The sequence below is a fragment of the Marinobacter qingdaonensis genome, assembly GCF_034555935.1.
Lineage (GTDB): Bacteria > Pseudomonadota > Gammaproteobacteria > Pseudomonadales > Oleiphilaceae > Marinobacter > Marinobacter qingdaonensis.
This window is the reverse complement of record NZ_JAYDCJ010000001.1, coordinates 367,401-389,447: the sequence shown is the minus strand read 5'-3', so window position 1 is coordinate 389,447 and position 22,047 is coordinate 367,401. Positions and strand designations below refer to the sequence as shown.

General features: G+C 64.2%; 21 protein-coding genes. 11 read left to right on the top strand and 10 right to left on the bottom strand.

Annotated elements, in window-relative coordinates:
- Nucleotides 1-26 precede the first annotated feature (26 nt).
- Entirely contained in the window at nucleotides 27-797 is a 771-nt protein-coding gene (locus U5822_RS01795) for an SDR family oxidoreductase (protein WP_322853908.1), read from the top strand.
- Here U5822_RS01795 and U5822_RS01790 read toward each other — a convergent pair.
- Nucleotides 782-1,693, bottom strand: coding sequence for a DUF6279 family lipoprotein (locus U5822_RS01790; RefSeq protein ID WP_322853907.1), 912 nt, complete (start codon nucleotides 1,691-1,693; stop codon nucleotides 782-784). The two genes, U5822_RS01795 and U5822_RS01790, sit on opposite strands and share 16 nt — an antisense overlap.
- A 143-nt stretch (nucleotides 1,694-1,836) precedes the next feature.
- Between U5822_RS01790 and U5822_RS01785 the strand changes: the two genes are divergently transcribed.
- Entirely contained in the window at nucleotides 1,837-2,079 is a 243-nt protein-coding gene (locus tag U5822_RS01785; protein WP_322853906.1) for a DUF2798 domain-containing protein, read from the top strand.
- A gap of 158 nt (nucleotides 2,080-2,237) precedes the next feature.
- Complete coding sequence (locus U5822_RS01780) at nucleotides 2,238-3,638, top strand: DUF4397 domain-containing protein (RefSeq protein WP_322853905.1); 1,401 nt, start codon at nucleotides 2,238-2,240, stop codon at nucleotides 3,636-3,638.
- 48 nt (nucleotides 3,639-3,686) lie between these two features.
- On the opposite strand, the gene dacB is transcribed toward U5822_RS01780, so the two are convergent.
- A complete protein-coding gene (dacB, locus tag U5822_RS01775) occupies nucleotides 3,687-5,246 on the bottom strand; it encodes a D-alanyl-D-alanine carboxypeptidase/D-alanyl-D-alanine endopeptidase (RefSeq protein WP_322853904.1) in 1,560 nt (519 codons plus the stop codon).
- Between the two features lie 263 nt (nucleotides 5,247-5,509).
- Here dacB and U5822_RS01770 point away from each other — a divergent pair, with 263 nt between their 5' ends.
- From U5822_RS01770 to U5822_RS01760, 3 genes are all read left to right on the top strand, one after another.
- A complete protein-coding gene (locus tag U5822_RS01770) occupies nucleotides 5,510-6,280 on the top strand; it encodes a glutathione S-transferase N-terminal domain-containing protein (protein ID WP_322853903.1) in 771 nt (256 codons plus the stop codon).
- A gap of 181 nt (nucleotides 6,281-6,461) precedes the next feature.
- On the top strand, nucleotides 6,462-7,397 hold the full coding sequence (locus tag U5822_RS01765; RefSeq protein ID WP_322853902.1) for an aldo/keto reductase: 936 nt from the start codon (nucleotides 6,462-6,464) through the stop codon (nucleotides 7,395-7,397).
- A complete protein-coding gene (locus U5822_RS01760; protein ID WP_322853901.1) occupies nucleotides 7,394-8,128 on the top strand; it encodes a hypothetical protein in 735 nt (244 codons plus the stop codon). Before U5822_RS01765 ends, U5822_RS01760 begins: the two co-directional genes overlap by 4 nt.
- Here the strand turns inward: U5822_RS01760 and dkgB are convergent.
- A complete protein-coding gene (gene dkgB / locus U5822_RS01755; protein WP_322853900.1) occupies nucleotides 8,043-8,852 on the bottom strand; it encodes a 2,5-didehydrogluconate reductase DkgB in 810 nt (269 codons plus the stop codon). The genes U5822_RS01760 and dkgB overlap by 86 nt on opposite strands.
- Before the next feature lie 116 nt (nucleotides 8,853-8,968).
- Between dkgB and U5822_RS01750 the strand changes: the two genes are divergently transcribed.
- Nucleotides 8,969-9,382 carry a GFA family protein gene (locus U5822_RS01750; RefSeq protein WP_322853899.1) on the top strand — a complete coding sequence of 138 codons (414 nt, stop codon included), beginning with the start codon at nucleotides 8,969-8,971 and terminating at the stop codon, nucleotides 9,380-9,382.
- Here U5822_RS01750 and U5822_RS01745 read toward each other — a convergent pair.
- From U5822_RS01745 to U5822_RS01715, 7 genes are all read right to left on the bottom strand, one after another.
- Nucleotides 9,376-10,494 carry a PQQ-dependent sugar dehydrogenase gene (locus U5822_RS01745; protein ID WP_322853898.1) on the bottom strand — a complete coding sequence of 373 codons (1,119 nt, stop codon included), beginning with the start codon at nucleotides 10,492-10,494 and terminating at the stop codon, nucleotides 9,376-9,378. The two genes, U5822_RS01750 and U5822_RS01745, sit on opposite strands and share 7 nt — an antisense overlap.
- Before the next feature lie 276 nt (nucleotides 10,495-10,770).
- The gene (locus U5822_RS01740) at nucleotides 10,771-11,550 is read right to left on the bottom strand and encodes a (2Fe-2S)-binding protein (protein WP_322853897.1); all 780 of its coding nucleotides are present in this window, start codon (nucleotides 11,548-11,550) and stop codon (nucleotides 10,771-10,773) included.
- 19 nt (nucleotides 11,551-11,569) lie between these two features.
- Nucleotides 11,570-13,597 carry a Fe(3+)-hydroxamate ABC transporter permease FhuB gene (fhuB, locus tag U5822_RS01735; RefSeq protein ID WP_322853896.1) on the bottom strand — a complete coding sequence of 676 codons (2,028 nt, stop codon included), beginning with the start codon at nucleotides 13,595-13,597 and terminating at the stop codon, nucleotides 11,570-11,572.
- On the bottom strand, nucleotides 13,587-14,516 hold the full coding sequence (locus U5822_RS01730) for an ABC transporter substrate-binding protein (RefSeq protein ID WP_322853895.1): 930 nt from the start codon (nucleotides 14,514-14,516) through the stop codon (nucleotides 13,587-13,589). Before U5822_RS01730 ends, fhuB begins: the two co-directional genes overlap by 11 nt.
- Nucleotides 14,506-15,279, bottom strand: a complete 774-nt coding sequence (locus U5822_RS01725; protein WP_322853894.1) for an ABC transporter ATP-binding protein — start codon at nucleotides 15,277-15,279, stop codon at nucleotides 14,506-14,508. The genes U5822_RS01730 and U5822_RS01725 overlap by 11 nt, the downstream gene beginning before the upstream one ends.
- Before the next feature lie 103 nt (nucleotides 15,280-15,382).
- The gene (locus tag U5822_RS01720; protein ID WP_322853893.1) at nucleotides 15,383-17,173 is read right to left on the bottom strand and encodes an ABC transporter ATP-binding protein; all 1,791 of its coding nucleotides are present in this window, start codon (nucleotides 17,171-17,173) and stop codon (nucleotides 15,383-15,385) included.
- A gap of 107 nt (nucleotides 17,174-17,280) precedes the next feature.
- Nucleotides 17,281-17,733 carry a YaiI/YqxD family protein gene (locus tag U5822_RS01715; protein WP_322853892.1) on the bottom strand — a complete coding sequence of 151 codons (453 nt, stop codon included), beginning with the start codon at nucleotides 17,731-17,733 and terminating at the stop codon, nucleotides 17,281-17,283.
- A 295-nt stretch (nucleotides 17,734-18,028) separates the two neighbouring features.
- Between U5822_RS01715 and U5822_RS01710 the strand changes: the two genes are divergently transcribed.
- From U5822_RS01710 to U5822_RS01695, 4 genes are all read left to right on the top strand, one after another.
- The gene (locus U5822_RS01710) at nucleotides 18,029-18,601 is read left to right on the top strand and encodes a histidine phosphatase family protein (RefSeq protein WP_322853891.1); all 573 of its coding nucleotides are present in this window, start codon (nucleotides 18,029-18,031) and stop codon (nucleotides 18,599-18,601) included.
- Between the two features lie 234 nt (nucleotides 18,602-18,835).
- A complete protein-coding gene (gene pdhA, locus U5822_RS01705; protein WP_322853890.1) occupies nucleotides 18,836-19,915 on the top strand; it encodes a pyruvate dehydrogenase (acetyl-transferring) E1 component subunit alpha in 1,080 nt (359 codons plus the stop codon).
- Nucleotides 19,912-20,904, top strand: a complete 993-nt coding sequence (locus U5822_RS01700) for an alpha-ketoacid dehydrogenase subunit beta (RefSeq protein ID WP_322853889.1) — start codon at nucleotides 19,912-19,914, stop codon at nucleotides 20,902-20,904. The genes pdhA and U5822_RS01700 overlap by 4 nt, the downstream gene beginning before the upstream one ends.
- A complete protein-coding gene (locus U5822_RS01695) occupies nucleotides 20,901-22,022 on the top strand; it encodes a dihydrolipoamide acetyltransferase family protein (RefSeq protein WP_322853888.1) in 1,122 nt (373 codons plus the stop codon). Before U5822_RS01700 ends, U5822_RS01695 begins: the two co-directional genes overlap by 4 nt.
- Nucleotides 22,023-22,047 lie beyond the last annotated feature (25 nt).

Genomic DNA, 22,047 nt, shown 5'->3' with positions numbered 1-22,047 from the left:
CTTTCCGCTAAGCAAGAGGTGAACGAATGAGCAACAAAGATCTGTTTGATCTGACCGGCAAGGTAGCCCTGATTACCGGTGCCAGCCGGGGCATCGGTGAGAGCATTGCCCGCACCCTGGCCAACTATGGCGCCCACGTGATCGTCAGCAGCCGCAAGATCGATGGCTGCGAGGCAGTGGCCAGTAGCATTCGGGAGAGCGGTGGCAGCGCCGAAGCGCACGCCTGTCACATCGGTGATATGGAACAGATCGACGCCGTCTGGGGTCACATCGAGAAGGCCCATGGCAAGCTCGATATTCTGGTCAACAACGCCGCGGCCAACCCTTATTTTGGCCCGATTGAAGACACCGATCTGGGCGCCTTCAACAAGACCGTGGATGTGAACATCCGGGGTTATTTCTTTATGTGTGCCCGCGGTGCGCAGATGATGAAGAAAGCCGGTGGCGGCGCCATCGTCAACGTGGCGTCGGTGAATGGCGTGAACCCCGGCCATTTCCAGGGCATCTACTCGATCACCAAGGCGGCGGTCATTTCCATGACCAAATCCTTCGCCATGGAGCTGGGCCAGCAGAACATCCGGGTGAATGCGCTCCTGCCGGGCCTGACCGACACCAAGTTCGCCAGTGCCCTGACCACCAACGAAGCCATCAAGAAACAGGCCATGGCCCACATCCCCATGAAGCGGGTGGCCGACCCCGACGAAATGGCCGGTACCGTGCTGTACCTGGTATCCGGTGCGTCGAGCTACACCACGGGCGCCTGCATCAACGCCGATGGCGGTTACCTGACGGTCTGATCGTCCATCGCATTCGCGACTTTGGCGCCGCCGTGACAGGTCAGGGCCTCAAAGTCGCGGTTCAGCTCGGCGGCGCGGTCGGCCAGGTGGGCAACCTGGATCGCATCGCTTGCCATCATCAGTTCATGCATCAAGGCGTTCAGCGCCGCGCGGCTGTCGGCCATCATCTCCCGGTAGTCCTCTCCCCGGAACCGCTCCGCGTCCAGAATCAGTGACTCGACCTGGTTGGCGAAGCCCGGCTGGTGCCGGTGTTCGAGGGCCGCGAGCAGGGCGTCTTGCCACTGCTGGCGCCCCTGCAGCCAGATTTCGGTCTGACGTCCGCGCTGCTCGGACCACTCGGCAATCAGCGCCCGTTGCTGCGCATTCAGCTCACCCAGCCATCGCTCTGTCCGTTCCCGGGTACGTTCGGCCCGGGCCGCTATCCGGTCTTCGGTATCACCCTCAAGGTATTCGTCTGCCAGGTCCTGCTGTCGCTGCCTCATGTTTTGTTCCAGTTCGCTGACCTGGGCATCGGACAGGCTGGCGAGCAGGCGAGTGGCAATGGGGGTGATCTGGTTCATCAGGGGCGGGAAAAATCCGAACAGCCGTTGCTGGTGATGAGCGAGGGTGGCCGGGGAGAATTCCCGTGCGCGCACGTCGTCCTGGAGGGTGTCGAGCCACGCCTGGTAACGCGGCAACTCCGATGCGCAGTGCCATGCCCGCAGTTCGTCCAGGCTGCGGTTCAGTTCGGTTTTCTGGGCGTCGGTCAGGGTAAGGTAATCCTCGACCCACCAGACGATGCCCCAGTCGGCATAGCGGTAGGCCATGCGCGTGGAGCTGCACGCGGAGATCATCATCAGGCCGATGGCGAGCAGGGCAAGCCAGGTGAGTCGTTGTCGGGGATGGGTTCGGTTCATTGCTGACACCCGGTGTTTGGCGAGGGGTTCTCGCAAAAAGATCGCAAGCTTATTACTATGCGTAATCGGATCGAATTCGGATGACTGTTCCATGGTCTTCGCATGGGGCGATTATAGTTCAGATGGCGCGAGCGGGAGGTGTCATGTCCAAGCTCAAGCCGGCGCGAGTCCGGCAGCTTGTTTTCGGTTTTTTCATGTCAGGCATCATGTCCTTCCTGATGTCCGGTGTCATTACACTGATCAACACCGGTGTTGATGCCGGTTACCCGGCCCGCTGGGCTGCGGCGTTTCTGGTGGCCTGGGTCGTCGCCTTTCCCCTGGTCACCTTCATCGCGCCCGTGGCCGGCAAATTGACGGATCTGGCCCTGCGCCGATTCGAGTCCTGACGTCGGTGCACACCCGTGCGCCGAAATGTCAAATAATGTAAATCCGAACTGTTTGGGCCCCCGTAGAAAAATTTTGCAAGCGTGTCAGCTCTGCAACTAGTGAAGTCTCTAACGACTTGCTGTGGGTAGCCAACCTCAGCCTTCGAGGAACAGTGACGATGAACATCAAATTCTCCATACCCCTGGTGGTGGCCGGCAGCCTGGTGCTGACCGGCTGCTTCGACGATGACGACGATAAACGGAACTCCAGTGTCCGGGTAATCCACGCCTCCTCGGACGCGCCGGCGGTCAATGTGCGTGTAAACAGCAACACGGTCGTGTCGGGCGCGGACTTCAAACAGGCCGCTGTACTCACGCCCAGAGCCGGCAATGCCAGCCTCGCCATCGATGGTGTTTTGCCTGGCGGGGACACCGCCACGGTCATTGAGGCGGACACCTCGTTCCGTTTCGACACCAGTTACGATGTCATTGCCCTGGGCAAGGTGGGGGACAGCACCATTGAACCGCTGATTCTGTCCGACGATGGCAGTCGGGATTCGGCGTCGTCCGTGCGCCTGCGGGTTGCGCACCTGTCGCCCGATGCCCAGGCGGCCGCCGCAGGTCCGGTGGATGTGTACGTGACGGCTGCGGGCGATGCCTTGCCCGCTGAGGCCACCTTCACCTTTGCCTTCAAGGAAAGCGTTGGCCCCCTGGAAGTGCCCGCGGGCGACTATCAGATTCGGGTAACGCCGGCCGGTTCGGATACCGTGGTTTATGACAGCGGCAGTGTGGCACTGGCCGCCGGCGCGGATTTGCTGATTGGGGCGGTGGATAACACCGTATTCGGTGACTCTCCGGTCAGTTTGTTGGTGCTGGACGGGGCCGACACCGCCGAGCTCCTGGATGTAAACACCGGAGTCGGTATACGGGCAGCGCACAATTCGTCAGCCCCGACACCGGACGTGGATATCTACGTCAATGAAGATCCCGACGGCTCTCCTGCCGCCGGAGCCGTGGCGTTCGGTGAGACCGTGCCGGCCAGCGCGACCACTGGGGCCTACGTCGAACTGGCCACCGGTGCGAACCGGGTGGCGATCACGGCCGCCGGCGATACCAGTACAGCGGTCATCGACGAAACCCTGGAGCTGGCCAATGGCGATCTTAGAACCTTGGTTGCGGCCGGGGTGCTGGCCGACGGGCTCGATCTGTTTGCCTTTACCGACGACAATCGACGTGTTGCGACCGAAGCCAAGCTGCGCGTTCTGCACGGCGCGGTCGAGGCCCAGAGTGTTGATGTGTTCCTGATACCGACCGCAGCGGGTGGCGCGGGTGCGACGCTGATCGGTAATTCGGTTCCGGCCCTGGATGATTTCCAGTATGGCCAATCCTCCGGCTACGTCAGCGTGGCGGCTGACGACTATGTCATTTTCATCACTACCGACGATGGAGCTACCGAGCTTTACAAATCACCGAGCCTGTCGCTGGCCGCTGGCGGCGTTTATACCGCGCTGGCCCGACTCAATGAGGACGTGGCGAGTGTTGCTACCGTCACCTTGCTGGATGATTTCGTATCACCGTAAGGCGAGAGTTGAATTTTCTCATGCAGCCCCGGCACCGCCGGGGCTTTTTTATTGAATCGAGGTTTCCGACGAAGACCCGGACTCCGCCCGGGATATCGCCGTGCCGGTCGGTGGCCGGTAGTGCAGGGAGTAGAGGATGCGGTCGAGTACCGCCTGTCCGTTCCAGGCCGGGTCGTTGTTGACCATGCCAACCACGGCCCAGGTGGTGTTGTGCTCGTCCCGGGTGAAGCCGGCTATGGAGCGCACGTCTTCCAGGTAGCCGGTCTTGATCCGGCCACTGCCGTCCATGCCGGTGTTGCGCAGGCGGCGGGCCATGGTTCCGTCCATGGCGATGATCGGCAGCGAGGCCATGAGATCGGCGGCAAACGGGCTGTTCCAGGCGTGCTGCAGCAACCGGGCACCCTGGCGGGCAGTGATGCGGCCGTGGCGGCTCAGGCCGGCGCCGTTGTCGATCACCATGCCGGCGGTGTTGATGCCCTTGTTCTCCATCCACTGATAAATCACCCGGATGCCGGCCACCCGGTCGTCGTCCTCGCCATCGAGACGGTTTTCGGCGCCAATGGTCAGCAGCATCTGGCGCGCCATGACGTTGCTGCTCCACTTGTTGATGTCGCGCACCATGGTGACCAGGTCGGGTGATGTGGTCTTCAGCACCAGCCGGGCCTCTTCCGGGGTGACGCCTTTGCTGTGGCTGCCAGTCAAAGCGACGCCGGTTTCCTCAAGCAGCGAGCGGATCAGGGAGGCGCTGTACTGGTCGTGGGGCAGCAGCGACAGGTAGCTGGTGGTGCGGCAGCCCTGGGGCAATTCGCCGGTGACTCGCACCGTCACCCGGTTGTCGTCGTGGAAGATGGGTTCCCAGTCGAAGTTGCGGCGGCTGGGGCAGGGGCCCTCCGCCGTCGCGATAACCCGATTGTCGATCATGACCTCGGCCAGGTTGGGCGTGCTCCAGGCCTGGGTGCCGCGCTCGTCCGCCCGCACCTGGAAGTGCAGCAGATTCAGATTGCTCAGGTAGGCCGACGGCTCCACCAGGAAGGGCGCGTGGGGGTTGTCGCCGTTGTCCTCGAACAGCGGGAAGCCTTCGTCCACCCGGAAGTAGCTGCCGTCGAGCACCAGATCGCCGTTGATGGTGGTGACGCCCATGCCGCGGAGTTCACGCAGGGTGGACCAGAGCCGTTCGAGGGTCAGTTTCGGGTCGCCGCCAAAGCGGACGTACAGGTTGCCTTCCAGGGTATCGCCGACCAGTTTGCCATCGGTCAGGAAATCGGTGTCCCAATGATGGGTCGGGCCCAGGATCTCGAGCGCGGCGAAGGTGGTGACCAGCTTCATGATGGAGCCGGGGCTCATCAGTTCATCGGCATTGATGTACTGCTCGATGCCCGGGCCGTTCAGGGGGATGGCCGCCATGCTCAGGGCGTCGTCGTTGTTCAGGGATTTGTGGGCGTAATCCCGGACCTGTTTGCTCCAGGTGCCGGCGGATGAGTACTCGGACTCGCCGCCTTCCAGCGCCTGCACACCGGCGCTGGCCGCAAGTGCAAGAGCCGTTCCCGCAGCAATGACTGTACGTTTGAGGACCGACCGCCGATGTGGAGCCCTGTAAGCGCGCTGCATACCCCGTTTCACCCTGCTATCCATTAGAGATTTCTTATTCTTCAACAATAGCCCATCTTTGCCGTGCGTACTATGCAGAAAAGCTCTACATGACGTTAAAAAATGGCAGTAGACTCATTGTTTGTATTGACTTTTGTGACTGCGTGTAAGTCTCCTTCGGAATCATTGGCTTAGCCTTGAATTGCGGCTGGCTCGACGTCCTGGCCAATGGAAAAACCGCTAATAGCCTGATAATGCAGGCACAGTCACAACAAGGTTCCGATATGCCCAATCCCCTGGTCCACACCGTTAACGTCTTTGGTTCGCTGGCCACCTCGTCCCTATCGGGCTGGCGCGGCTGCATGGTGGTCAAGCCCGCCGCCCAGCCGGAACAGCCCCTGACCCTGTACGACATGGAGGCCTGCCCGTTTTGTCGCAAGGTGCGTGAAGCCCTGAGTGCGCTGCACCTGGACGTGGATATCCGGCCCTGCCCGAAGGGCGGCCGCGTTTTCCGGGCCGAGGCGGAAGCCCTGGGCGGCAAGCAACAGTTCCCTTTGCTGGTAGACCGGAACACCGACACGGTCATGTACGAGTCCGCCGCGATTGTTGCGTACCTGTTCCGCGAGTATGGCCAGCGCTCCGTGCCCCGGCTTTATCAGGACAAGCCTTGGCAGTCCGCGTTGGGCTCCCTGGCCTCGGCGGCCAGTGCCCTGCGGGGTCTGCGGGCCGACGCCGGCAGGCAGCCGGAGCAGCCACTGCACCTGTGGAGCTTCGAAGGCAGTCCCTTTTCCCGCCTGGTGCGCGAGAAACTGTGCGAACTGGAAATCCCCTACCGTTTGCATAACCTCGGCAAGGAGCACTGGACCGAAATCGGCCCGGCCTTTCAGCGTCTCAAGCCCGGCCGTTACGCGCCCATTGCCGGTGGCAAGCGGGATGCGTTCTTCCAGCAACACAATCGTGTTCAGGTGCCGTACCTGGAGGATCCGAACACCGGCAAGGGGCTGTTCGAGTCCGCCCGCATTCTGGGCTACCTGGAGACCGAGTACGCCCGCTGATCGGCCGGCCTGACCAGTTGCTGCGCCCCGAGCCTGCCGGTCATCCTTTTTCCGGCGGCCGCGTACATACGTTCAGGTGCACCGGGGCGGCTATTCCCGTTAAGGATCGCTCTGTGCGACGCTACCGTGGAACGGGCAAGGGCAGGTAAGGGCAGGTAAGGGCAGGTAAAGGGGGGCGGACATGGCACAGGGGTTCAGTCGCCGGCGCTTTCTGATGGGCGCCGGTCTCTCGGGGCTGGTGGTAAGGGCGCCGTGGGTGTTCGCCGATGCCGCCGGGACCGCGAGCGGCGCTCCGATCACCCGGGTCATACCGTCGACCGGTGAAGCCTTGCCGGCCATTGGCATGGGCACCTGGATCACCTTCAACGTGGGCGGCGACGCCTATCTGGTCGAGCAGCGCACCCGCGTTCTTGAAACCTTCCTCGCGGCCGGTGGCACCCTGGTGGACTGTTCGCCCATGTACGGATCCTCGGCCGAGGTGTTGGGCGAGGCCCTGCGAACCCTGGATGCCCGGGACCGGGTGTTTGCCGCCACCAAGATCTGGACCAGTGACGAGTCGGCGACCGAACGCCAGGCCGAAGCTTCTCGCCAGAAATGGGGCGTCCGACGCTTTGATCTGCTGCAAGTGCACAATCTGCTGGGCTGGCCCGGCCACCTGGACAGCCTCAAGGCGATGAAGGCCCGGGGCGAACTCCGCTACCTGGGGATCACGACGTCCCACGGCCGCCGCCATGGCGAGTTGGCCCGCATCATGGCTTCCGAGCCGCTCGATTTTGTGCAATTGACCTACAACCTGTTCGACCGCGAGGCCGAGGAACGCCTGCTGCCCCTGGCCCAGGAGCGGGGCATCGCGGTGATCGTGAACCGGCCGTTTCAGGGCGGCGCCCTGTTCCGTCGGCTCCAGTCCCGGCCGCTGCCGACGTGGGCCGAGGAGTTCGGTGTCCGGACCTGGGCCGCGTTTTTCCTGAAGTTCGTGCTCGGACATCCGGCGGTGACCTGCGCCATCCCCGCGACGTCCCAGGTAGCCCACATGCAGGAGAACATGGCCGCCCTGTACGGGCAGCTGCCTGATCGGTCCCAGCGGGAGCGGATGCTGGCCTACGTGAGGTCGTTGTGAGCGGTGCCGACTGGCTCAGCTATTCCCTGCAGGATTTCATCATGTTCGGCCCGGACGTGTTCCTGCGGCTGTACGTCAGGATCAATCACGCGCTCTGGCCCTGGCACCCGTTACTGCTGGTTTTGACCCTGGCGATACCTTGGCTGCTGTGTCATCCCCGTCCGGGATGTCGCCGGTTGGCGCTATGGTTGGTGGCGGCGGCCTGGGTCGGTAGCGGCTATGGTTTTCTGGTGCAGTATTTCGGCCCGATCAATTGGCCCGCCGAGCTCCTTGGCTGGGCGTTTGTCGCCCAGGGGGTGGGGCTCGCCCTGCTGGCCGGCGGCGGTGACAACGACCCGCTGGATCACAGGTCGGTGATCAGGTTTGGACTTCCCTGGCTGGGCGCAGTGGTGTTGTTACCCTGGGTTGCGGTGCTGCAGTCGGGGCAGGGCATGGCGCTGGCGTTGTTCGGGCTGGTGCCGGATACCACCGTGGCCGCCAGTGCGCTGTTACTGGGTGTGTTTTCGGGCCCGGCGCGTTGGCTTCTGATGCCCGTGCCGGCGATTTGGCTGGTCTTCAGCGCGGCCACCTATGGAACGCTGCACACCTACTGGTTGCTGCTGTTTCCCGTGGCCGCACTGGTCCTCGCGGTGCTTGGGCTGTGGATCAGTCCCAGGCGGGCGCGAAATCCGGGTCGGCAATCCGCTCGCCCCGATCCAACTGATCGATCGCGCGAATTTCCTCATCACTGAGCCGGATGTTCAGCGCATCCAGATTGGCTTTCTGGTGCGTCGGTCGCGTGGACGAGGGAATCGGCACCACGCCCCGTGCGGCGACCCAGGCGATGGCAATCTGCGCCGGTGTGGCGTTATGGGCCTGGCCGATCTGTTGCAGGGTGTCATCCTCCATGACCTTGCCCACCGCCAGTGGCATGTAGCCGGTCACGGTGATGCCCAGTTTCTGGGCGTGCTCCACCACCTTGCGGTTGGCCAGGAACGGGTGCACCTCCACCTGGTTGGTCAGGATGGCGTCCTGACCCAGGATTTTGACGGCCTGGTCCATTTGCGCGCAGGTGAAGTTGGAAATGCCGATGTGCTTGGCCAGACCTTCACGCTGGGCATCCCGCAGCGCGCCCAGGTATTCGGCCATGGGCACTTCGTCGTCAGGCGAAGGCCAGTGGATCAGGGCCAGATCCACGTGGTCGGTTTTCAGCCGGGCCAGGCTGTCGTGCAGGCTGTGGATCAGGTCATCGGCGTGCAGCTGGTCTTGCCACACCTTGGTGGTCAGAAAGATCTCCCGGCGGGGAATGCCGCTGGAGGTAATGCCGTCGCCCACTTCCGCCTCGTTATCATACATCTGGGCTGTGTCGATGTGACGGTACCCGAGCGACAGGGCGCTTTTGACCGCTTCGCGCGCGTCATTGCCTTTCAATCGAAAGGTTCCCATGCCGATGTTCGGAAGTGTGCTGAATGACATACGGTCCTCCTGGTGGAGATGTGTGTTTGTAAGATGGTGCCGGCGCGCTGGTTCTTCAAGTGGCCCGCAGTTATCATCAGCGGTGTTACGTTCCACCTGTAATGAGAGCCCTACCTATGTATACCGGCCAGTGCCTGTGCGGCGACATCACCTATGAATACGACGGTCCGCTGGGTCCGGTTGCCCTGTGCCACTGCAGTCAGTGTCGTCGCGCCCACGGCAGCGCCTTCTCGGCCAGCGCTCCGGTCCAGAAGATTCGGTTCCGGTTCCTCTCCGGTGAGGAGCAGGTCAACGAATTCGAGTCCCGTCCCGGCAAGTATCGGGCGTTTTGCCGCCGGTGCGGCAGCCAGCTCTACAGCCGGGTCGATGCCATTCCCGGCATCCTCCGGCTGCGGGTGGGCAGCCTCAACGAACCCCTCGGCAAAGGCCCGGCACAGCACGTGTATGTCGGCTCAAAATCGGACTGGTTCACCATCACCGACGACCTGCCCCAGTTCGAGAAAACCGAGCGAACCAACGACCCTCACTGAGCCGGAACCAGCCGGTAGAGATTGCCTCGCGCGTGGTCGGTCAGGAGCCACAGGGCTCCGTCCGGCCCCATCCGTACGTCCCGGAGCCGCTCGCCCAGGTCGGTCAACAGATCCTCCTCGTCCTGAACCTCGCCATCGGCAATGCGCAGCCGGACCAGCTTGCGCATCTTGAGGGCGCCGACAAACAGGTCGCCTCGCCATTCCGGTATCAGTGAGCCGTCATAAAACGCCATGCCCGAAGGCGCGATCGATGGGTCCCAGTAATGCAGTGGCTGGGCCATGCCTTCCTTTTCCGTGTCCATGGTGATGGGCAGGCCGGAGTAATCGATGCCGTAGGTGATCTCGGGCCAGCCGTAGTTGGTCCCTGCCTGCAGGATGTTGACCTCGTCACCGCCCCGGGGGCCGTGCTCATGGGTCCAGATGGCGCCGGATTCCGGGTGCACGGTCATACCCTGGATGTTGCGGTTACCCCAGGTGTAAAAGGTGTCCTGGATGCGCGGATCGTCCAGGCCCGGGTTTCCCGGTGCCGGCTCACCGTCCACGGTGATCCGGTGCACGCCGCCTGCATCGTCGCCGGTGTCCTGGGCCCGGTCCATTTCGCCCCGGTCGCCCACCGCAATGTACAGGTACCCCTCGCCATCAAAGGCCATGCGCCCGGCGAAATGCCGGGTTTTGCTGGAACGGGGCTCGGCCTCAAAAATCACTGAAACGTCGGTCAGGCGGTCCTCGATGAATTTGGCCTTCGCCACCCGGGTGGTCATCCCGGCACCGTTCCGGTGGGAATAGCTCAGAAAGAGCGTGCGGTTGGCGGTGAATTCGGGGTGCAGCAACACCTCGAGCAAACCGCCCTGGCCGGAGACCACCAGATCCGGGACCCCGGGTACCGGCTCCGGGTCCAGTGTGCCGTCCCGAACAATCCGGAGCCGGCCCGCTCGCTCGGTCACCAGCAGGTTGCCGTCCGGCAGGAATGCCAGTCCCCAGGGGTGCTCAAGCCCCTGGGCCACGGGTTCCAGCCGAAACTGGACCGCCTTGGATGAAAAGGTTTGGCCCTGGGCGGGAAGGGTGGCGATGACCATCAAGCCGGCCATCGCCAGGTGCATGAACAGGCGCATTGGAACCTCCCGGGTGCAAATAGGTGGAGAGAAACGGATCGCGAATTCCCGTGCCTGAGGCTTTCTCAGAATAGCATCTGGCGGAACAGGCTGCCGGGTCCGGGCCGGTTCCAGCGGGCGCCGCTTCCCGGCAGTCAATTTTTTGTTTTAAATAAAAGTGATTCGCATTAACATATGGGTCAGCAACCCAGTCATCACGTGGACAAGGAGTTGACGCCATGACGCCGGAACAGGAAATGATCGAAGGCTTGAAGATTGCCGCCGTGGCCGGGCTGACTATTGCCCTGGTTGCCACTGCTCTGGCCCTTGGCCTCGGCTAGGGCGGCAGGCGGCGTTCATCCGTGCCTTGCGGTAGATGCCGCAGGTTCCGCAGTAGCCCCCTTCCGGCAACAGGTATTTCAGGCAACAACCCCGCCGCTGGGGAATGGCGCATTGTTGGCCATTGAAGGTCGCTGGAATCCAGTCCACGTAGCGATGGCTGTCGCAGTCAAACTGTTCCAGCCAGGCCTGGGCAAGTGTGCAGACCGATGGCGGTTCGGCCAGGTTCCAGACCGCTGAGAAAGGCGCGGCCAGCGCCAGGGCAACGCTGCTCCAGTACGCCCCGGGGCTGACCCCCAGGGATTTCCGAAACACCGGATACCAGCTGTTCAACAGCCCGGTCGTCTCCGCGACAAATTCATCGACCCCCACGGTGTTGCCCGCTGGCAAATGCAGCCAGCGCGAGGGTGCGTTGGCGTTGGAGGGCGGTGTCAGAAAAATCCGCGAGGGGTCCGGCAGGTGGGTGCAGCCGTCCCGAAACAGCCGCAAGGTTAGCGGTGCGATCGCAGACAGCGCGAGATCCTGGTGCAGAACCGAGAGGCCGGCGCGTTGCAGCCGGGGCTCTGTGGTGTGCGGATACTCCTGAACCAGCCGCTGACGCAGCCGATCGGGTTCCGCCAGGGCCTCGGCCAGGGACAGGCGTACCGGGCGGTCGGTCTCGTTCGCGGGCACGGCGGCGGACAGCACCGTCAGCGGGTCCAGGTTCGACGCCCTGAGCAGTCGGTCGTAGCCGGCCAAGCAATCGAATCCCTTGTACTCAGCCACGACCATGACGGCTCAGCCCCCACAGGAAGTAGATGCCGCCGACCAGGGCGGCCAGCAGGCCGGCCGGCAACTGGGACGGGAAGATTAGGGTTCGGGCCAGGTAATCGGCCAACGCCAGCAGCAGGCCGCCGGCCAGGGCCGATACCAGCATCTGCCGACCCACGGTCTGCTGACCCAGGACCCGGGCCAGGTGTGGGGCAATCAGACCCACGAAACTGAGCGGGCCGATCACCACCGTGGCGGCGGCGGTCAGCACCGCGGCCAGCAGCAGCAGGCCGAGCCGGGCGCGGCCGACCGGCAGCCCCAGGGACGAGGCGGAAGTGTCGCCCAGCGCCAGCAGGGTCAGGGGCCGGAGGGTAGCCAGCAATCCGGCGCAAATTACCAGGGTCAGGGCGAGCAGGCCCAGAGCCTCGGTTTCGGACACCAGCCAGGTGGCGCCGTACATCCAGTTCAGCAGCTTGGCGGCGACGGTGCCGCCCGAGGCCATCACCAGCCGCAGCCCGGAATCCATGAACACGTACAGGGCCAGGCCGCCCAGCAGCAACTGGTTGCCGGCAAAGCGGTGACGCCGGGCCAGCAGGATCAGCAGGCCCAGCGCGCCGGCCGCGCCGAGGGTGGCCGCGGCCAGTTGTCCGACCCGGCCGATCTCGGTGCCGGTCAACACGATCAGTACCATGACCAGGGCGGCACCGCCGCTGATCCCGAGCAGCTCCGGGCTGGCCATGACATTGCCGGTCATGCGCTGGATCAGGCAGCCGGCCAGGCCCAGGCAGACCCCGGCCAGAATCGCGGCCAACAACCGGGGCCCGCGCCAGACCCAGGCCTCGCTCCAGTCTGCCACCGGGGTCCAGCTCCATTGCTGCAGGCCCGGGGACCACCCCATGGAGACCAGGAAGGTCGCCAGCAACAGCACCAGCAACACCGAACCGATAATCAGTGGGGAGCGGCGTTTGGGCAAGAAGGCACCGGGGTTGGCGTCCTGGCCGGGCATGTGGTGGGTGTTTTTGAAGCCCTGCAGCGCCAGCAGGATGATCGGCCCGCCAATCAACGCCGTGGTGGTCCCGGTCGGAACCAGCGAGCCGTCACCCCAGGTGGACGCCCAATGGGCAAGGGTGTCGGCCAGCAACAGCAGGCCGCCGCCGAGCAGGGTACTCCACAGCAGGCGCTGCTTCAGCGTTCTCGCGCCCAGCAGGCGCGCCAGCACCGGCGCCGCCAGGCCCACGAAGGCGACCACGCCCACCCGGCTGACCACGGTGGCGCTCATCAGCACCACCAGTACCAGTGCCAGCGCCCGCAGCAAACCGACCCGGGCACCCAGGGAGCTAGCGGACGCCTGTCCCAGCTGCAGCAATTGCAGGGGCCGCATCAGTAATATGAGGGCGGCGCCCAGCACCAGAATGCGCGGCCACAGATCCATGAACGGCTGCCAGCTATTCTGCACCAGGGAGCCGGCGCCCCAGATAAACAGGTTGCCCAGCCATTCGCCCTTCAGGAGCATGAACCCCATGTTCAGGGCACCCATGAAGAAGGTGATCACCAGGCCGGCAAGGATGACGGTCACCGGCGAGAAGCCCAGGCGCCAGGTCAGGGCGATGACCATGCCGATCGCCAGCAGGCCGCCGGCCACGGCCACCAGATCCTGACTGAACGCCAGCAGGGCGGGGGCGAAGAGCGTGGCCACGGTGACCCCGAACTGGCCGCCGGCCTCCACCCCCAGGGTGGTCGGCGAGGCCAGGGGGTTACTCAGCACCTGCTGGGTGACGGCGCCGGCCAGGCCCAGGCCGCAGCCGATGAGCAGGGCGATGGAGACCCGGGGTGCCCAGCTGAAATGGGCCAGTACCGAGGTGTAATTGCTACCGTCGTAGGACCAGAACACCGACACCACCGCTAACGGGTCCAGGGTCATCAGCCAGGGGGCGGCGCTGGCGGCCAGGGCGCAGAGCCAGAGCAATACGGCGGTCAGGGGCAGGCGGCCGGGCAGCCGGGGCGAAGTCGGGGCTCTTTGGGCGTCAGCGTACATTGTCGGCGCCTCCCGCAATCAGTGCATCAGTCAGCAGGATTGCCAGCCTCTTGACCGGGAACACCGCGCCAAAGGGCCAGACCGGTTCAATCTGGTACACCTGATTGCGCTGCACCGCCGGCAGATAAGTCCAGAACGGACTGTCGGCCAGGTTCTCCGACAGCCCCGTTACCGTGGGCTCCAGCACCACGATGCGGCCGCTCGGGTAGGGCGCGATTGCCTCCAGGCCAACGGTGGAAAAGCCCCAGTAGTTGCCTTCCTTGGGCCAGAGGTTCTTTAGACCGAGGCCGTCGAGGGCGGTCTGGTACAGGCCGTTGGGCGCGAAAATGCGCACGTGGCGGTCGTCCATAAAGCTCACCAGGGCCACCGGGCACTGATCGGCGCCGTGGGCGGCCAGGCGGCGGCGCTGTTCGGCCAGTGTGGCGTCGATGTCGGCCAGTATCGCCTCAGCGCGGTCCTCGCGGTCGAACATGTCGCCCAGGGTGAGCAGCATGGTCTTGGCCCGCTCGAAAGGCTCGACACCCTGCTTGTACACGCTGATCACGTAGGTCGGTGCGATCTGCTGCAGCAGGTCTGCGGCCGGCGCCATTTCCGAGCTGGTGACGATCAGGTCCGGTTTGAGTTCGGCGATGGCCTCCAGGCTGGGGGCAACCCGGGTGCCGACGTTCGGCACCTGGTCGGGTAATGCCGGCTCCCGAACCCAGGTGGCGTAGCCCGACTTGTCGGCCACCCCCACCGGGGTAACGCCCAGCAACAGCAGGGCTTCGGTGGCGGCCCAGTTCAGGGTGACGACGCGTCCGGGTGTTTTATCGAGGGTCAGTTGGCCTTGCTCGTGCGGCCAGGTCTGGGACAGGGCCACCGTGGACAGCAGGCACAGCCAGAGCGCGGCCAGCGCCCGGCATACCGGGCTAGTGGACATAGGACACCCACTGGCCCGGGGCCCGCTCCATGACTCCCATGGGCACGCCGTAGATGGTCTCCAGGGTACCGCTGTTCATGATCTCCCGGGGGCTGCCGTCGGCAATCAACTGGCCGCCGCGCAGGGCCACCAGGCGATCGCAGAAGCGCGCCGCCAGGTCGACATCGTGCAGCACCACCACCACGGTCAGGTCCCGTTCTTGGGCCAGGCGATGCACTAGGCGCAGGGTATCAACCTGATGCTTCACATCCAGGGCCGAGATGGGTTCGTCCAACAGCAGGCAGCGGGTCTGCTGGGCCAGCAGCATGGCGATCCAGGCCCGCTGGCGCTCGCCGCCGGACAGGGTATCCACCGAGCGGTGCCGGAACGGGGTGAGGCCGGTATCGGCAATGGCCTGGTCGATCAGCCGGTCATCCTCGGCGGTGTAGCGGCCCAGTGGCCCGCGCCAGGGGTAGCGCCCTAGGGCCACCAGCTCGCGCACGGTCAGGCCATCGGTGCCGGGTGGGTGTTGGGGCAGGTAACCGACGGTGCGGGCGAATTCCCGCTGGTCGGTTTTGCGGCCGCACTGGCCAAGCAGGCGAATCTCGCCCCGGGCCGGCGCCAGCTGGCGGGCCAGGGCCTTGAGCAGGGTCGATTTGCCGGAGCCGTTGTGGCCGAGCAGGGCGGTGACCTCGCCCTCCCGAAACGCCAGATTGATGTCCTTAATGATGGTGGTGTCGCCAATGCTGACACCCAGGCTGGATACTTCGAAAAACGCAGACATGGGGGCTCCCGGCAATCAGAAGCCTCGCAGGATAATCTAAACGCGAATCACTATCAATAAAGTTCAGGGTCGGCCACAGGCGTCACCGACCCTGGCAGCGATCTCACACCTGACCGGTCTGCACCTGCCATTGGGCGTGGTAAGCGCCCTGCTGTTGCAGGAGTGCCTGGTGCGTGCCGGCTTCCACCACCTGGCCCGCCTCGACCACGGCAATGGTGTCCGCGTCCACGATCGTCGACAGGCGGTGCGCAATCATGATCACCGTGCGGTTGTGGCCGATGCGTTTCAGGGAGCGCTGGATGGCGGCCTCGGTTTCGTTGTCGACGGCGCTGGTGGCCTCGTCCAGCACCAGGATGGGCGGGTCTTTCAGCAGGGCCCGGGCCAGGGACAGGCGTTGGCGCTGGCCGCCGGACAGGCGGATGCCGCGCTCGCCCACCGGCGTGTCCAACCCGTCGGGCAGGGCCTCGATGAAGGACCAGGCCTCGGCGGTTTTCGCGGCCTCGACGATCTCGGCGTCGGTGGCGTCCGGTTTGCCGTAGGCGAGGTTCTCACGAATGCTGCCTTCGAACAGGTACACGTCCTGGCTGACCAGGCCGATGGCGCTGCGCAGCGAGTTCAGGCTGAGGGACTGGATGGGCTGGCCGTCGATCAGGATGCGGCCCTGGCTCGGGTCGTAAAAGCGCAGCAACAGCTTGACCAGGGTGGACTTGCCGGAGCCGGTGGCGCCGACCAGCGCCAGGGTGTGGCCGGCCGGCACCTGCAGGTCAATGCCCTTGATGCCAGCGCCGCTGGCGGGGTAGTGAAAGCTCACTTGCTCGAACCGCACGTCACCCCGGACCGGCTGCGCCAGGGGCACGCCTTCCTGGTCGTGGACGTATACCGGCTCGGCGAGCAGGTCCAGAATGCGCCGGGTGCTGGCCATGGCCCGCTCGAACAGGTCGATGACTTCGGCCAGGCCGGTCAGGGGCCAGAGCAGGCGCTGGGTCAGGAACACCAGCACGCCGTAGGCGCCCACGTTCAGGGAGCCTTCCAGGGCCATCATCCCGCCCACGGTAAAGGTGGCCAGGAAGCCGGCCAGGATCGCCATGCGGATCACCGGAATGAACGCGGAGCTGATGCGAATGGCCCGGCGGTTGGCCTCCACGTAGGCCTCGCTGCTGGCTTTCAGCCGCTCGGCTTCACGCCGCTCGGCGGTAAAACTCTTGATGGTGGCAATGCCACCCAGGTTGTTGGCCAGGCGACTGGACAGGTCGCCCACTTTTTCGCGGACATCAGCGTACAGCGGCCCCGCCTTGCGCTGGAAGAAAAACGCGCCCCAGATGATCAGCGGAATCGGGGTGAAGGCCAGCAGGGCAATCAGCGGAGACAGCACGAAGAACACGGCGCCCACCGCCACCACGGTGACCAGCACCTGGATCATGGCGTTGGCTCCCCCATCCAGGAAGCGCTCCAGCTGGTTGACGTCGTCGTTCATGGTGGCCACCAGCTGGCCGGAACTGCGGGCCTCGAAGAAGCTCATGTCCAGGCGCTGGGCGTGTTCGTAGGCGTCCTGGCGCAGGTCCGACTGCAGCCGCTGGGCCAGGTTGCGCCACAAGATCTGGAACAGGTATTCGAACAGGGATTCTCCGGCCCAGATGAAGAAGGTCAGGATCGCCAGGATGGTGATCTGCTCCCGCGCCGTCTCAAAGCCCAGCCCGGCAACAAAACTCTGCTCCTGGTTCACCACCACGTCGATGGCGACCCCGATCAGGATCTCCGGCGCGATGTCGAACAGCTTGTTGATGATGGAGCAGGTGGTGGCGGCAATGATCTGGCGCCGGTAGCCCCGCGCGTATTTCAGCAGGCGGGCAAGCGCAGCAAAACTGCTGGTGGTTTGGCGGGTCTGGCCAGACATCGGGACACTCCATGGGGCTGGGAAAAGCGCCAAGGGTAGCGGTTAGCTGCTAAAAATAAAAGAGAATCATTTCCAACAAGTGTCCGATGACTGTTGTAGCGTGGCCGTCAGGATTTGTGGTTACGCTGCAGCCACCGGTCCAGTTTGTCGGCAAACTCCTTGCGGTCGGTCTGGCTGAACGGCGCCGGGCCACCGGTCACCTGGCCGGCGTTGCGCATCTCCTCCATGAAATTGCGCATGGCCAGGCGCTGACGGATGTTTTCCTTGGTAAAGGCCTGACCCCGCGGGTTGAACACGTCCGCGCCCTTCTCGATGGCCTCGGCAGCCAGGGGGATGTCCTGGGTGATGACCAGGTCGCCCTGGGTCATCTGCTCCATGATCTCGTTGTCCGCCACATCAAAACCGTGGGCCACCTGTCGGCGCGAGATGTACGGGCTGGGCGGCAGGTTGATGGCGTGGTTGGCGATAAACGTGGTCTGAATCTGCCAGCGAGTCGCCGCGCGGCAAAGGATTTCCCGAATCGGAACGGGGCAGGCGTCGGCGTCGACCCAGATTGGCATAGTGGTGTCCTTGAATGCATCAAAAGCTCAGTGGTTGTTGACGCGAGTTTACAGGTTGAGAGCGTGAGCCCGGTAGTAGGGACTTACGTATGTTGGACTATGCACCCAGTTCGGTGGCTGGGGGATTGGGAGAGCGCTTCCAAAAATGTCGGAGGCCATGGATGGCCGGAGCCAAGCGCACATGGATGTGCTTGTAGCGGTTTTTGGAAGCGCTCTCCCAATTCCCCGGCCCTGCACGGCTGCAAATCGTCTGGACTATTTTCGTAATTGAAACTGCGTCGAGAGGAAACAAGCGATGAAAACGAAAGGTTCGTGGTTGGCGCTTTGTGTCTTAATGATGGCGGCGCCCTTGCTGGCAGCCGATGACAACGGTGAGGCTTGGCAGGCACTTCGAAATGGCGAAGCCGTCCTGATGATGCGCCATGCGCTCGCACCCGGCACCGGCGACCCGGGCAATTTTGAGCTGGGCGATTGCAGCACGCAACGAAACCTCAACGACGAAGGGCGGGCCCAGGCTCGAGCCTGGAAGCCTTTTCTGGCGGAGCATGGCATTACCACGGCGAGGGTGTTTTCGTCTCAGTGGTGCCGCTGCATGGATACCGCCACGGGCATGGACATGGGCGAAGTTACCGGTTGGCCGCCGCTGAATTCCTTTTTTCAGAACCGCGGTGACGGGCCCAGGCAGACTCGGGACACCATTGTCGGTGTGAACGAGATGGGCCAGGGCGCGCCGATTATTCTGGTCTCGCATCAAGTGAACACCACCGCGCTGACCGGGATCTACCCGGCCTCGAACGAGGGCGTGATCATTGCGCTGCCCCTGTCCGATTCGCCCCAGATTCTGGCCCGCGTGGCGCCGGGCAAGTAAGCCTCATCCGACCCCGCGCTATCGCCCATCGTCTGGGGCGGCTTTGATCAATTGAAGGCAATCGTCTAAATAATAGACAGAGAGCCGGTTTTGGCATTCGTGCAAGTCCCAGGAGCGTGTAACCCACGCCAGTACCATAAAGATTGGCCCCATGCCGATTTACCGCCTGCCACAAGCGGGCATCCGATCGGCCCCTGCTTCTGACGTGAACGTGGACGGGGTAAGGAGGATGGGATGAGACAGCGCCACGAATTTCATGTGGACAGCGTTTGTTACCTGGATGACCGAGGCAAGCCCGTTGAAGACCTGCCGCCCCAGGCCGAGGACACCGAGCGTACCCTGGCCGCCTATCGCAACATGGTGCTGACCCGCACCTTCGACGCAAAAACCATTGCCCTGCAACGGACCGGAAAATGCGGCACCTACCCCTCGGTGCTGGGTCACGAGATCATTGGTACCGCCATCGGCCAGAGCCTGGCCAAAACCGACGTGTTCGTGCCCTATTACCGGGACCAGGCGGTGCACATCCTGCGCGGTGCCACGCTTCCGGAGTTGCTGCTGTACTGGGGCGGCGATGAGCGGGGCAGTGCCTGGAAGAACTGCCCGCAGGACCTGCCGATCGCCGTGCCCATTGCCACCCAATGCTGCCATGCGGTGGGTGTGGCGTCGGCCTTCCGGATTCGTGGCGAGGCCCGCGCCGTGGTCTGCTGCGTGGGCGACGGTGGCACCTCCAAAGGCGATTTTCTCGAAAGCATCAACCTGGCCGGGGCCTGGCACCTGCCCGTGGTGTTTGTGGTCATCAACAATCAGTGGGCCATTTCCACCCCGCGCAGCGTCCAGACCGGAGCCGAAACCATTGCCCAGAAAGCCATCAGCGCCGGCCTGCCCGGACACATTGTGGATGGCAATGATTACTTCGCCTGCATCGAGGCGCTGGACAATGCCCTGGAACGGGCGCACTCGGGCAAGGGTGGCGCGGTGATCGAGGCGGTCACCTATCGCCTGGGGGATCACACCACCGCCGACGATGCCACCCGCTATCGCGGCGCCGAGGATCTGAAACGGGCCTGGGAACGGGACGGCATCAAACGCCTGCAGAATTATTTGCACGACGCCGGGTTCTGGAATCCGGATAAGGAAAAGGCACTTCAGGCCGACTGCAAGCGGACGGTGGAGGAGGCCGTGGAGGTTTATCTGGCCACCGAGCCGGAGCCGCCGACGGCGATGCTGGATTACCTGTTCGAATCCCTGCCCAAGGCCCTGGCCGGGCAGCGGGAGCGGATTCAGGCCAAGTATCGGGGAGGTCAGTCATGAGCGGCACGGAGGTTCGCGACATCACCCTGGTGGAAGCGGTGAACATGGCGCTGGCCTGGGAAATGGCCCACGACGACAGCGTGGTGGTGCTGGGCGAGGACGTGGCCACCAACGGCGGCGTGTTCCGGGCCACGGTGGGGTTGAAGGAGCGCTTCGGGTTCCGGCGGGTGATGGACACGCCCCTGGCGGAAAACCTGATCGCCGGTACCGCCGTGGGCATGGCGACCCAGGGCCTGAAACCGGTGGCGGAATTCCAGTTCATGGGCTTCATCCACGCCGGCATGGAGCAGATCGTCAGTCACGCCGCCCGCATGCGCAACCGCACCCGCGGCCGGCTGCATTGCCCGCTGGTCTATCGGGCGCCGTTTGGCGGCGGCATTCACGCGCCCGAGCACCACTCCGAAAGCACCGAAGCGCTGTTTGCCCACATCCCGGGGCTGCGGGTGGTCATTCCCAGTTCGCCCCAGCGCGCCTATGGCCTGTTGCTGGCCGCCATTCGCAATCCCGACCCGGTGATCTTCCTCGAGCCCAAGCGCATCTACCGGGCGGTCACCCAGCGGGTCGCCAACAATGGCGAGGCCCTGCCCCTGGACACCTGCTTCACCCTGCGGGAGGGGGAGGATGTCACCCTCATTACCTGGGGCGCCTGTGTGATGGAAACCCTGCAGGCGGCGGATCAGCTGCTGGAGCAGGGCGTGTCGGCGGAGGTGATCGACGTGGCGACGGTCAGCCCGCTGGATCGGGACACCCTGTTGTGTTCGGTGGCCAAAACCGGCCGCGCGGTGATCGTGCACGAGGCCTGCCGCAATGGCGGCGTGGGGGCCGAGATCGCCGCCTCCATCGCCGAAGGGGCGTTTCTGGATCTGCAGGCGCCGGTGGTTCGGGTTACCGGCTATGACACCATCATGCCCTACTATCGCAATGAGCAGGCCTACCTGCCCCAGGTGAGTGAAATCCTGGAGGCGGTGGAACAGGTGATCGCACTATGAAGAACTTCAAACTCCCCGATTTGGGCGAAGGACTGCCAGAGGCGGAAATCGTCGAGTGGCACGTCAAGGTGGGCGACCGGGTGGCGCTGGATCAGGTGCTGGTGTCGGTGGAAACGGCCAAGGCCATCGTTGAGGTGCCGTCGCCGGAATCGGGCACCATCGCCAAACTCTACGGCGAGCCCGGGGACATCATTCACACCGGCGAGCCCTTGCTGGCCTTTGAAGGCGAGGGCGCCGACCGCGGTACCGTGGTCGGCGAACTTAAGGGGGCCGGGAAGGGTAAGGACCAGCCGCCGGACGAGGATCAGTTCATCATTGGCGCTGCGGCGTCCAGCCGCCGGGCCCGGGCCAATCGGGCAACACCGGGAGTTCGGGCCCTGGCCGAACGCCTGGGCGTAAGCCTTGAGCAGATCAAGGGCAGTGGCCCGGGCGGGCTGATCACCAACGACGATGTCCATCGCCAGGCCAGTCACCAGAAACAGCTGGGCGAGGCCGAGTTGCTGCGGGGGCCGCGCCGCACCATGGCCAAGAACATGGCCCTGTCCCACGCGCAGGTGGTGCCGGTGTCGATCTATGAGGATGCCGACATCAGCGACTGGAAAAAAGGCACGGACATCACTATGCGCCTGGTTCAGGCCATCACCTTCGCCTGCGAGACCGTGCCGGAGCTGAACTGCTGGTTCGATGGCGACAACCTGAGCCGGCGCCTGCTCAATGAGGTCCACGTCGGCATTGCCGTGGACACGCCGGACGGTCTGTTCGTCCCGGTGTTGCGGGACGTGAACCACCGCAGCCAGAAAAACCTGCGCCAGGGCCTGGAGAACCTGCGCGAGGCGGTGGCGACCCGAAAGATTCCACCCAGTGAAATGCAGGGGGCGACCATCACCCTGTCCAACTTCGGCACCCTGACCGGCCAGTACGCCAACCCGGTGGTGACACCGCCACAGGTCGCCATCGTGGGCGCCGGCCGGATTCGGGACAAGGTGGTGCCGGTGGCGGGCAAGCCGGCGGTCCGGCGCATCCTGCCGTTGTCGCTGACCTTTGACCATCGGGCGGCGACGGGCGGTGAGGCGGCCCGGTTTCTCGAGGCCCTTGTTGGCGCCCTGACGGAGGGCTAACGGGGCGGGCAATTAACGAATCGTA